Origin of the sequence: Klebsiella sp. GB_Kp056 (genome assembly GCF_040064755.1) — a bacterium.
Lineage (GTDB): Bacteria > Pseudomonadota > Gammaproteobacteria > Enterobacterales > Enterobacteriaceae > Klebsiella > Klebsiella quasipneumoniae.
This window is the reverse complement of record NZ_JBEAJA010000042.1, coordinates 33,684-45,543: the sequence shown is the minus strand read 5'-3', so window position 1 is coordinate 45,543 and position 11,860 is coordinate 33,684. Positions and strand designations below refer to the sequence as shown.

Annotated in this window: 10 protein-coding genes; 3 read left to right on the top strand and 7 right to left on the bottom strand. The window is 57.9% G+C overall.

Annotated features, from left to right (window positions below; all coding sequences use genetic code 11):
* Nucleotides 1–17: 17 nt before the first annotated feature.
* Genes ABLV52_RS09755 through mtnN form a run of 3 tightly spaced genes read right to left on the bottom strand, consistent with a single transcriptional unit; the run spans nucleotide 18 to nucleotide 2,172 of the window.
* Nucleotides 18–644: a TRIC cation channel family protein gene (locus tag ABLV52_RS09755; RefSeq protein WP_023292038.1), complete on the bottom strand. Its 627-nt coding sequence runs from the start codon at nucleotides 642–644 to the stop codon at nucleotides 18–20.
* A gap of 36 nt (nucleotides 645–680) precedes the next feature.
* Nucleotides 681–1,481, bottom strand: a complete 801-nt coding sequence (gene btuF, locus ABLV52_RS09750; protein WP_023292039.1) for a vitamin B12 ABC transporter substrate-binding protein BtuF — start codon at nucleotides 1,479–1,481, stop codon at nucleotides 681–683.
* A complete protein-coding gene (gene mtnN, locus ABLV52_RS09745; RefSeq protein ID WP_023292040.1) occupies nucleotides 1,474–2,172 on the bottom strand; it encodes a 5'-methylthioadenosine/S-adenosylhomocysteine nucleosidase in 699 nt (232 codons plus the stop codon). The genes btuF and mtnN overlap by 8 nt, the downstream gene beginning before the upstream one ends.
* Before the next feature lie 83 nt (nucleotides 2,173–2,255).
* Here mtnN and dgt point away from each other — a divergent pair, with 83 nt between their 5' ends.
* From dgt to cdaR, 3 genes are all read left to right on the top strand, one after another.
* Nucleotides 2,256–3,770 carry a dGTPase gene (gene dgt / locus ABLV52_RS09740; protein WP_023292041.1) on the top strand — a complete coding sequence of 505 codons (1,515 nt, stop codon included), beginning with the start codon at nucleotides 2,256–2,258 and terminating at the stop codon, nucleotides 3,768–3,770.
* Nucleotides 3,771–3,904: 134 nt separating this feature from the next.
* Complete coding sequence (gene degP, locus ABLV52_RS09735) at nucleotides 3,905–5,338, top strand: serine endoprotease DegP (RefSeq protein WP_023292042.1); 1,434 nt, start codon at nucleotides 3,905–3,907, stop codon at nucleotides 5,336–5,338.
* Between the two features lie 166 nt (nucleotides 5,339–5,504).
* Entirely contained in the window at nucleotides 5,505–6,662 is a 1,158-nt protein-coding gene (gene cdaR, locus ABLV52_RS09730) for a DNA-binding transcriptional regulator CdaR (RefSeq protein WP_023292043.1), read from the top strand.
* A 118-nt stretch (nucleotides 6,663–6,780) separates the two neighbouring features.
* Here cdaR and ABLV52_RS09725 read toward each other — a convergent pair whose 3' ends face one another.
* The 4 genes from ABLV52_RS09725 to map all read right to left on the bottom strand — a co-directional run bounded on the left by ABLV52_RS09725 (nucleotide 6,781) and on the right by map (nucleotide 11,645).
* Nucleotides 6,781–7,167, bottom strand: coding sequence for a DUF3461 family protein (locus ABLV52_RS09725; protein ID WP_002889292.1), 387 nt, complete (start codon nucleotides 7,165–7,167; stop codon nucleotides 6,781–6,783).
* 107 nt (nucleotides 7,168–7,274) lie between these two features.
* Nucleotides 7,275–8,099 (bottom strand): 2,3,4,5-tetrahydropyridine-2,6-dicarboxylate N-succinyltransferase, encoded by an 825-nt coding sequence (dapD, locus tag ABLV52_RS09720; RefSeq protein ID WP_002889295.1) that lies wholly within the window; start codon nucleotides 8,097–8,099, stop codon nucleotides 7,275–7,277.
* Nucleotides 8,100–8,129: 30 nt separating this feature from the next.
* Complete coding sequence (gene glnD / locus ABLV52_RS09715) at nucleotides 8,130–10,793, bottom strand: bifunctional uridylyltransferase/uridylyl-removing protein GlnD (RefSeq protein ID WP_348890318.1); 2,664 nt, start codon at nucleotides 10,791–10,793, stop codon at nucleotides 8,130–8,132.
* A gap of 57 nt (nucleotides 10,794–10,850) precedes the next feature.
* Nucleotides 10,851–11,645, bottom strand: coding sequence for a type I methionyl aminopeptidase (gene map, locus ABLV52_RS09710; protein ID WP_004204446.1), 795 nt, complete (start codon nucleotides 11,643–11,645; stop codon nucleotides 10,851–10,853).
* Between the last annotated feature and the right edge of the window lie 215 nt (nucleotides 11,646–11,860).

Here is an 11,860-nt window from a genome sequence, read left to right as displayed (position 1 = left end):
GGGTTACCGTTTTGCTTTTATGACCGTCCGTTATCGTCCAGGGCAAATGTCGGCAGCTTCAGATGCCAGCGGATCGCCGCCAGCCGGATCGCCAGGGTCACCACCATCCCCATCATCGCCGAATTCTCCAGCGGGAGATGGAAGGTGTCGTGCGCGGTGGCGTGGACAATGCCGCCGACAATACAGGCGGTGGCGTAGATCTCGGTGCGCAGAATCATAGGAATTTCGCGCGCCAGCACGTCGCGGATTATCCCGCCGCCAACGCCGGTCACCACCCCCATGCATACCGCTACCAGCGGGCCGCTGCCGGCGAGAAAGGCTTTATTCACGCCGATGCCGACAAACACCGCTAAACCGACGGCGTCGAGCACCGGCAGGATCCATTTCGGCAGCCGGCGCGGCTGGCGGACCAGCAGGATGGTCAGCATGCTGGTGACCATCGCCACCACCAGATCGGTGGGATCTTTGACCCAGAATACCGGGCCATTCGCCAGCGCCATGTCGCGGATGGTTCCGCCGCCCACCGCCGTCACCACGCCTAACACCAGCACGCCAAACGGGTCCATGCGTAATTTTCCGGCCAGCAGAACGCCGGAGATCGCGAAAACGGCCGTGCCAATAATATCCAGCCAATAGACAAGCATCGTTGATTCCCACTGAACATCCGCTTTACCGGATGGTTATTTTACCTGGTCGAGCGCCGCACAAAGTTGTTTGGCGGCGAGGATAATACGTGGGCTTGCGCGTTCAAACCAGTCGCTGTGTAACGCAATCAACGAAATGGTGAGCTGATGTTGCCAAAAGCGCTGCGCCTCGGCGATGCGGCTGGCGTCGCCGGTCACCACAATCGCCTGCGGCTGACGGGCCAGCACCTGTTCGCGGCTCACCTGCGGCCAGGGAACGCGGCTGGCGGCAAAGATATTCTCGCCGCCGCACAGCCTCAGCACCTGATCCTGAATCGAGCCGGGGCCGCTGGTGAACAGCGGGGCGGAACCGAACTGCAGGAAGACGCGTTTCTTCGGCGCGCTGGCATAGCGCGCTTTCAGCGCATCGTATTCCTGCTGCATCGCCTGCGCCGCCTGCTGCGCTTTTTCCGGTTGCGGGCTCCACTTCGCCAGTTGACGCAGGGTGGCGATGATCTCTTCGATGGTCGAAGTCTGCACCCAGAGGACGTGGATCCCCAGGGACTGCAGCTGGTTAACCTGACGTTCGGCATTACCGCCGCGCCAGGCCAGCACCAGGTCTGGCTTTAACGCTACGATGCGCTCCAGGTTCATCCCCTGCCAGCTGGCAACCTGCTCAATCGTTTTGGCCTGCGGCGGATAATCGGAATAGCTACTGACGCCGACCGGCGTGATCCCGGCGGCAAAGGCCAGTTCGGTATTGGCGGGGGAGAGGGTGATCACCCGCGGCGCGGCCAGCAGCCACGCCGGGGCGAGTAACAGCAGCGCGGCAAGCGCGAAGGAGAGCGACTTAGCCACGTGCCAGGTTCTGGACCAGATTCTCCACCATCAGGGTGGACTGTCGGGCGGCGACCGCAAGGAACTCCTCAAAGCTGAGGTGAGACTGCTGGTCGGCCACATCGGATATGGCGCGAACCACCACGAAGGGAACCTTAAAGTTATGGCAAACGTGAGCGATAGCGGTCGCTTCCATTTCCACAGCGATCGCCTGCGGGAAATTATGGCGGATCTTCGCCAGACCGACAGAGCCGTTAATGAAGGCATCGCCGCTGACGATCAGGCCGCGAACGGCATTGAGATCTAACGCGTTAATGCAGCTCTCCGCGGCGGCCACCAGTTTTTCGTCCGCTTTAAAGCCCGCCGGGCAGCCAGGCAGCTGGCCGTACTCATAACCGAAGGCGGTGACGTCGGCGTCGTGGTAGCGCGCTTCATCGGAGACGACGATATCGCCGACCTTCAGCGTCGACGCCAGGCCGCCGGCTGAGCCGGTATTAATGATCACGTCAGGCTGGCAACGCTCCAGCAGCAGGGTCGCGCCCATCGCCGCCGCCACTTTCCCGATACCAGACTTCAGCAGCGCGACGTCAACGCCGTGAAGTTGGCCGGTATAGATTTCGCTCCCGCCAATAGTGATAGTCTGGCGGTTTTCGATTTTGTCGCGCAGAAGGGTAACTTCCTCTTCCATAGCGCCAATAATGCCAATTTTCATAGATTTACTCGCGATGTGTCAGGTTTAGTTGCATAGTCTATCATGCGCTTAAGGGGAAGCGTATTGCTCGCGCGGGAGAGGCTATGGCAAAGATTGATTTTCGCAACAAGATAAACTGGCGTCGACGCTTCCGTTCGCCGCCGCGTGTCGAGACGGAGCGCGACATCCTGCGGATCTTCGAAAGCGATCGGGGACGGATCGTCAACTCGCCGGCCATCCGTCGCTTACAGCAAAAAACTCAGGTCTTCCCGCTGGAGCGCAACGCAGCGGTGCGTACCCGTCTGACCCACTCGCTGGAGGTGCAGCAGGTGGGGCGTTATATCGCCAAAGAGGTACTGAGCCGGCTGAAAGAGCAGAGGCTGCTGGAAGAGTATGGCCTGGAAGAGCTGACCGGGCCATTCGAGAGCGTCGTGGAGATGGCCTGCCTGATGCACGATATCGGCAACCCGCCGTTTGGCCATTTTGGCGAGGCGGCGATTAACGACTGGTTCCGCCAGCGTCTGGCGCCCGGCGATGCGCTCGGGCAGCCGCTGACCGACGATCGCTGTGAAGTGCAGGCATTACGCCTGCAGGAGGGGGAAACGTCGCTTAACGCGCTGCGCCGCAAAGTGCGCCAGGATCTCTGCTGCTTTGAGGGCAACGCCCAGGGCATTCGTCTGGTCCATACGCTGATGCGCATGAATCTGACCTGGGCGCAGGTCGGCTGTATTCTGAAATATACTCGTCCGGCGTGGTGGTCCGAGGCGACGCCAGCCAGCCACAGTTATTTAATGAAGAAGCCTGGCTACTATTTAGCCGAAGAGGAGTATGTGGCGCGCCTGCGTAAAGAACTGGATCTGGCGCCTTACAATCGGTTCCCATTAACCTGGATTATGGAAGCCGCGGATGACATCTCATATTGCGTCGCGGATCTCGAGGACGCGGTGGAAAAACGTATTTTCAGCGCTGAGCAGCTTTATCAGCATCTTTACGACGCCTGGGGCAGCCATGAAAAAGGATCGTTATTCTCGCAGGTGGTGGAAAATGCCTGGGAGAAATCACGAGCCAATTCCCTGAAGCAGAGCGCGGAAGATCAGTTTTTTATGTATTTGCGGGTGAACACGCTGAATAAGCTGGTGCCCTACGCGGCGCGCCGATTTATTGACAACCTGCCGGCCATCTTTACGGGCGACTTTAATCATGCGCTGCTCGAGGACGACAGCGATTGCAGTCAGCTGCTGGAGCTTTATAAAAATGTAGCGATTAAACAGGTGTTTAGCCATCCGGATGTCGAGCAGCTGGAATTGCAGGGCTACCGGGTGATCAGCGGCCTGCTGGATATCTATCAGCCGCTGCTGAAATTATCACTGGAGGATTTCAGCGAATTAGTGGCGCAGGAGCGGGTACGGCGTTTACCCATTGCCTCCCGGCTGTATCAGAAACTTTCAACCCGCCACCGGCTGGCCTATGTGGAAGCGGTAAATAAGCTCGCGCGCACAGCGCCTGAATTTGCGCTGATGGAATACTATTATCGCTGCCGTCTGATTCAGGATTATATCAGCGGGATGACGGATTTATATGCGTGGGATGAATATCGACGACTGATGGCGGTGGAATAGGCTGGAGTTTTGTAAAGATGGACAATAAATTTTTACTTTTTCCAGAAACTTAATTCCGGAACTTAGCGCTATAAAATGACTCTGATAGTCACGTACACAGCAACTTTCGTTTTCTGATATTGAGATTGAAACTGATGAAAAAAACCACGTTAGCAATGAGTGCACTGGCTCTGAGTTTAGGTCTGGCATTGTCCCCGCTCTCTGCGAGCGCGGCGGAAACGGCATCTTCGGCCACTAACGCGCAGCAGATGCCAAGCCTGGCCCCGATGCTGGAGAAAGTGATGCCGTCGGTGGTGAGCATTAACGTTGAAGGTAGCACCACCGTTAATACCCCACGGATGCCGCGTAACTTCCAGCAGTTCTTTGGCGATAACTCGCCGTTCTGCCAGGATGGTTCTCCATTCCAGAGTTCGCCGTTTTGCCAGGGCGGCGGACAGGGCGGTCAGCCTGACGGCGGCCAGCAGCAAAAATTCATGGCGCTGGGCTCCGGCGTGATTATTGATGCGGCCAAAGGGTATGTGGTGACCAACAACCACGTCGTGGACAACGCCACCACGATTAAGGTCCAGCTGAGCGATGGTCGTAAGTTTGATGCCAAAGTCGTGGGTAAAGATCCGCGCTCTGATATCGCGCTGATTCAGATTCAGGATCCGAAAAACCTGACGGCAATTAAGCTTGCCGACTCTGACGCGCTGCGCGTCGGCGACTACACCGTGGCTATCGGTAACCCGTTCGGTCTGGGCGAAACCGTGACCTCCGGGATTGTTTCCGCGCTGGGTCGTAGCGGCCTGAACGTGGAAAACTACGAAAACTTTATCCAGACCGATGCGGCGATTAACCGCGGGAACTCCGGCGGCGCGCTGGTGAATCTCAACGGCGAGCTGATCGGCATCAACACCGCCATTCTGGCGCCGGACGGCGGCAACATCGGTATCGGTTTTGCTATCCCGAGCAACATGGTGAAAAACCTGACCGAGCAGATGGTGAAATATGGCCAGGTGAAACGCGGCGAGCTCGGCATCATGGGCACCGAACTGAACTCTGAGCTGGCGAAAGCGATGAAAGTCGACGCCCAGCGCGGCGCCTTCGTCAGCCAGGTGATGCCGGGATCGGCGGCCGCGAAAGCGGGCATTAAAGCCGGCGACGTGATCACCTCCCTCAACGGGAAGGCGATCAGCAGCTTCGCCGCACTGCGTGCTCAGGTCGGCACCATGCCTATCGGCAGCAAGGTTGAGCTTGGCCTGCTGCGCGATGGCAAACCGGTGACCGTCACCGTCGAACTGCAGCAGAGCAACCAGACCCAGGTTGACTCCAGCACCATCTTCAACGGGATTGAAGGGGCGGAAATGAGCAACAAGGGTCAGGACAAAGGCGTGGTGGTCAATAATGTGAAAGCCGGCACCCCGGCGGCGCAGATTGGCCTCAAGAAAGGCGACATCATTGTCGGGGCCAACCAGCAGCCGGTGAAAAACATCGCCGATCTGCGGAAAATCTTCGACGCCAAACCGTCCGTGCTGGCGCTGAACATTCAGCGCGGCGACGCCTCTATCTACCTGCTGCTGCAGTAATCGTCAGCGCTTGATCCCAGCCCCTTCCCTCGCCGAGGGCAGGGGCTTTTTTTCGTTCTGTGACCGCTTCCACAACTCCACATATCTTATCCGGGCTTCGGGCATATGCACAATGCAGCAGGGCGACGACTCTTTTATGCTGGTGCCCTGCAAAGGGGAGGATTACATGGCTGGCTGGCATCTCGATACCAAAATGGCGCAGGATATTGTGGCGCGGACGATGCGCATCATCGATACCAACATCAACGTGATGGATGCCCGCGGGCGGATTATCGGCAGCGGCGATCGGGAAAGGATTGGTGAATTGCACGAAGGCGCGCTGCTGGTGCTTTCCCAGGGGCGGGTGGTGGATATCGACGACGCGGTGGCTCGCCATCTGCACGGGGTGCGCCAGGGCATTAACCTGCCGCTGCGCCTGGAGGGGGAGATCGTCGGGGTGATCGGCCTGACCGGCGAGCCGGAGTCGCTGCGAAAATATGGCGAGCTGGTGTGCATGACGGCAGAGATGATGCTGGAGCAGTCGCGACTGATGCATCTCCTGGCGCAGGACAGCCGTCTGCGCGAAGAGCTGGTGATGAACCTGATTCAGGCGGAAGAGCATACCCCGGCGCTGAACGAATGGGCTCAGCGATTAGGCATCGACCTGAATCAGCCGCGCGTGGTGGCGATGATTGAGGTGGACAGCGGCCAGCTCGGCGTAGACAGCGCGATGGCGGAACTACAGCAGCTGCAGAACGCGCTGACCACGCCCGATCGCCATAATCTCGTGGCCATTGTCTCGCTCACGGAAATGGTGGTGCTGAAACCGGCGCTGAACAGCTTTGGCCGCTGGGACGCCGACGATCACGTCCGGCGCGTCGAGCAGCTTATCGCCAGGATGAAAGAGAATGGCCAGCTCCGTTTCCGCGTGGCGTTGGGCAACTTCTTCACCGGTCCCGGGAGTATCGCCCGCTCTTACCGTACCGCTCGCACGACGATGATGGTGGGCAAGCAGCGGATGCCGGAGAGCCGCTGCTATTTCTATCAGGATCTGATGCTGCCGGTGCTGCTTGACAGCCTGCGCGGCGGCTGGCAGGCCAATGAGCTGGCTCGTCCGCTGGCGCGTCTCAAGGCGATGGATAACAACGGGCTGCTGCGGCGAACGCTGCAGGCGTGGTTTCGCCATAACGTGCAGCCGCTGGCGACGTCGAAGGCCCTGTTTATTCATCGCAATACGCTGGAGTACCGGTTGAATCGTATCTCGGAGCTGACGGGGCTGGATCTTGGCAGCTTTGACGACCGGCTGCTGCTGTATATCGCGCTGCAGCTGGATGAACAACGCTAAGGCGTGGAGGTAAAAAATGCCGGGTAGCGACTCGCCATACCCGGCCTGGACGATGCATGCTGTCGGTAGCGGTTTGATACCGCCAGCCCGGTCAGGCGACGCGCCGCCGGGGATGCGCTTACTTACGGGTGAGCTTTTCCAGATCGGCTTCGATTTCGCTGATCTTATTGGTGACCACGCTTTCCAGATGGCGTAAATCGTCGAGGATTTTACGCTTGAGATCGATTTCAGTGCGGTCGCGCTGGCAAATCTGATCCAGCTCATCGATGACGTAACGCAGATTGGGGCTGATCTCCTGGACCTCTTTGTAGCCCTGGCCGACGCCGTCGGCGACGACGGTTTTGCGCTGACGCGGATATTTGAACTTCACGCTCTTGGCGAAGAATTCGCCTTTGTCTTTCTGAAAATAGATTTTCAGAATGTCGTTGTTAGCTTCCTGCCGCAGGCTATAGCGATCGATCTCATCAGGGTTGGTAATGCCAAGACTTTTCAGATTATCGTACATAACGGTACCTTTGATAGCATCATAACCATTGAATAATTAACGAAAAAATCCATTCTCGCCAGCATCAAATATCAAAAAAGCGGGATATCTCCCGCTTTTTATTTGCTTTAGTCGATGGTGCGCAGCAGTTCGTTAATGCCGACCTTGCCGCGAGTTTTAGCATCGACTTTCTTCACGATCACTGCGCAGTACAGACTGTATTTACCATCTTTCGACGGCAGGTTGCCTGACACCACTACCGAGCCAGCCGGCACGCGGCCGTAGAAGACTTCGCCGGTTTCGCGATCGTAGATTTTGGTGCTCTGACCCAGGTAAACGCCCATGGAGATCACGGAGCCTTCTTCGACAATCACCCCTTCAACTACTTCAGAGCGCGCGCCGATGAAGCAGTTATCTTCGATGATGGTCGGGTTCGCCTGCAGCGGCTCCAGTACGCCACCGATGCCGACGCCGCCGGACAGGTGAACGTTTTTACCGATCTGCGCGCAGGAGCCGACGGTGGCCCAGGTGTCAACCATGGTGCCTTCGTCAACGTAGGCGCCGATGTTAACGTAGGACGGCATCAGCACGGTGTTGCGGGCGATGAACGCGCCCTGGCGCACCGCTGCCGGCGGCACCACGCGGAAACCTTCTTTCTGGAAACGCGCTTCGTCATAGTCAGCGAATTTCATCGGTACTTTATCGAAGTAGCGGCTTTCCGCACCATCGATAACCTGGTTATCGTTAATACGGAAAGAGAGCAGTACCGCCTTCTTCAGCCACTGATGCGTCACCCACTGACCGTCGATCTTCTCAGCGACGCGCAGCGCGCCGGAATCCAGAAGGGCAATAACCTGGTTAACCGCTTCGCGGGTCACGGTATCCACATTGGCCGGCGTGATGTCGGCGCGACGCTCAAAGGCGGACTCAATAACGTTCTGTAACTGCTGCATTGTTTCTTTCCATTCACTAAAAAAAATACGTCACCCTTTATCGTTTGGATTGAGGGCCGCTGTCAACCGTTGTTGCACTTCTTGTTGCAGCTCATTATTAAGGGCACGCCGGTCGGCGGTAGCGATTATAAATAAATCTTCTACTCGCTCACCAATTGTCGTAATTCGCGCCCCGTGAAGCGAAATTCCGAGGTCGGCGAACACCTGACCGACGCGGGCGAGCAGCCCGGGCTGGTCAAGGGCAATCAGCTCGAGAAACGATTTGCGATCGGTATGGGTCGGCAGGAAATTCACCTCGGTGTCCACCGAGAAATGACGCAGCTTTGCCGCCTGACGACGGGGCGCCGGGGGCTCCCAACTGCGCTGGGTGATGGTCTGTTCCAGACCCTGGCGGATCGCCTCGTGGCGGTCGGCGGACAGCGGACTGCCGTCAGGCTCAAGGACGATAAAGGTATCCATCGCCATGCCGTCGCGGGTGGTGAAGATCTGCGCGTCGTGGACGCTGAGGTTGCGACGGTCCAGTTCGCCACACACCGCGGCGAACAGGTAAGGGCGATCCGGGCTCCAGATAAAAATCTCCGTTCCGCCGCGAGTGGCCTGCGAGCTCAGGAGGATCATCGGCTTATTCAGATCGTGGCGCAGCAGGTTGCGGGCGTGCCAGGCGAGCTGCGTCGGCGTATGTCGCACGAAATAGTTGGCGCGGCAGCGGTTCCAGATTTGATGCAGCGCCTCTTCATTAATATTGTCCATCCGCAGCAGGGCCAGCGCCTGCAGCTGATGGTGACGCACCCGTTCGCGCATGTCCGGGGTGCTTTGCATGCCGCGACGCAGCTGTTTTTCAGTGGCGAAATAGAGTTCGCGCAGCAGGCTCTGCTTCCAGCTGTTCCACAGCGTTTCGTTGGTGGCGCAGATATCGGCCACGGTCAGGCACACCAGATAGCGCAGGCGATTTTCCGTTTGCACCTCCTCGGCGAACTGCTTAATCACCTCCGGATCCTGAATATCGCGCCGCTGGGCGGTGACCGACATCAGCAGGTGGTGACGCACCAGCCAGGCGACCAGCTGCGTTTCACGGGAGTTCAGCCCGTGCAGTTCGGCAAATTTCAGCACATCCTGTGCACCGAGGATCGAGTGGTCGCCGCCGCGCCCTTTGGCGATGTCGTGGAACAGGGCGGCGATTAAAATCAGCTCCGGGTGCGTTAAGCGCGGCCACAGTTCCACGCACAGCGGGTGGCGGCTACGGGTCTCTTCTTTAGCAAAGCTCTCCAGCTTGAGCATCACGCGGATGGTGTGTTCATCGACGGTGTAGGCGTGAAACAGGTCGAACTGCATCTGGCCGACGATATGGGACCACTGCGGCATATAGGCCCACAGCACGCTGTGACGATGCATCGGCAGCAGTCCGCGACTCACTGCCCCCTGATGGCGCAGCATGCTGAGAAAGAGCGTGCGCGCCTCCGGGATATAGCACAGCGGCTGGGTCAGATGGCGGCGGGCGTGGCGCAGATGGCGCAACGTCGTGGAGTAGATGCCGGTGATGGTGCTGTTGCGCACCATGATATAAAACATGCGCAGAATGGCCTGCGGCTCGCGAATAAACAGCGTATCGTCACGCAGATCGATCAGCGTGCCGCGCAGCTGGAAATCATCATCGATCGGGCGCGGTTTTTCATCCTCGGTCAGGGCGAGGATGGCCTCTTCAAACAGCTGCAGCAGCATCTGGTTCAGCTCGCTCACCCGGCGGGTGACGCGGAAGAAGTCCTTCATCATATGCTCAATCGGCTGATTGCCGTCGCCTTCATAGCCGAGTCGGCGGGCGACGCTGAGCTGGCGGTCGAAAAGCAGGCGGTTGTCATAGCGAGTGAGTTCGAGATGCAGCGCGAAGCGGATACGCCACAGCTGGTGCAGACACTCGTCGAGCTCATTGCGCTCGGCTTCGGTCAGAAAGCCGAAGCCGACCATCTCATCCATCGAGGTGGCGCCGAAATGGCGGCGAGCCACCCACTGTAGCGTATGGATATCGCGCAGGCCGCCGGGGCTGCTTTTCACGTCCGGCTCGAGGTTATAGCTGGTGCCGTGATAGCGTTGATGACGGACGTTCTGCTCTTCGACTTTCGCGGCGAAGAACTTTTCTGATGGCCAGAAGCCGTCGCTAAAAATATGTTTTTGCAGTTCAAGGAACAGCGCGACGTCGCCGATCAGCAGGCGCGATTCGATTAAGTTGGTGGCGACGGTGAGGTCCGAAAGCCCTTCCAGCAGACACTCTTCGAGAGTGCGCACGCTGTGGCCTACCTCCAGTTTGACGTCCCACAGCAGCGTCAGCAGTTCGCCGACCTTTTGCGCCTGGTCGTCCGGCAGCTTTTTGCGGCTGAGGATCAGCAGATCGACGTCAGAGAGCGGATGCAGTTCGCCGCGGCCATAGCCGCCGACGGCCACCAGCGCCAGGTCGCAGACGGATTCAAAGCCGCAGGCGATCCACAACCGCTGCAGCAGCTGGTCGATAAATTCGGTGCGCGCCGCAATGAGCTGCTCCGCGGCGATACCGGCGTCAAACGCCTCGCCCAGCCAGTGCTGAAAGGTATCGATGTGCGCCTTAATTGCAGCACAGTTCAGATCGCCCTGCGGCCAGCTCACCGGATGTTCCGGCGGGATGGGCAGAAGGGGGGAGGCTGTGTCAGGTAATGAGTTGCTCATCGCGTCACCATAAGAAAAAACTATCTAATAAAAAAGCCGGCGGGCGCCGGCTTTTCATCATTCATCGTGCGAGATTATCGCCGGGATGGTGTCATCCTTACGTAGCGTCAGAATTTCGCAGCCGTTGTCTGTCACCACAATAGTATGCTCGTACTGCGCAGACAAGCTCCGGTCTTTGGTTTTCACCGTCCAGCCGTCTTTCATGCTGCGGATCTCTTTTTTACCGGCGTTGACCATCGGCTCGATGGTGAAGGTCATGCCTGGTTTGAGCACGACGTTGGTTTCCGGCGAGTCGTAGTGCAGCACCTGCGGCTCTTCATGGAAGCCGCGGCCGATGCCGTGACCACAGTATTCGCGAACCACGGAGAACCCTTCCGCTTCCACATATTTCTGAATCGCCGCGCCGATGGTGCGCAGGTTGATGCCCGGCTTCACCATCTTCAGCGCCAGGTACAGGCTTTCCTGAGTGATACGGCACAGGCGCTCGCCAAGAATCGTCGGTTTGCCGACGATAAACATTTTGGAGGTATCGCCATGGAAATCATCTTTAATGACGGTCACGTCGATATTCACGATATCGCCATCTTTCAGCAGCTTGCCGTCGTCAGGGATACCGTGACAGACCACTTCGTTGACCGAAATGCAGACGGATTTCGGATAGCCGTGATAGCCGAGACAGGCGGAAATGGCCTTCTGCTCGTTAACGATATAGTCGTTACAGATACGGTCCAGTTCGCCAGTGCTGACGCCCGGCTTAACCCAGGGTTCGATCATTTCCAGCACTTCAGCGGCCAGGCGACCGGCAACGCGCATTTTTTCAATATCTTCAGATGTCTTAATAGAGATAGCCATGGAGTATGTCCAGCAGTGTCGATATTTTCGACAATAATAGAGTAAGTCCTGTCAATGGTAACAGTCCGGGTAGGCTGGTGCCAAACTGAGAATCATTAACAGCACGTGACGTCAACAAGAGTTGGTGTCTGGATGGATTTTGTGATATAAAGCGCGCCGGACTTCCGTTCCATCTCAGATACACAAGGATGGGACGTAAGCGACATCGCTCACTT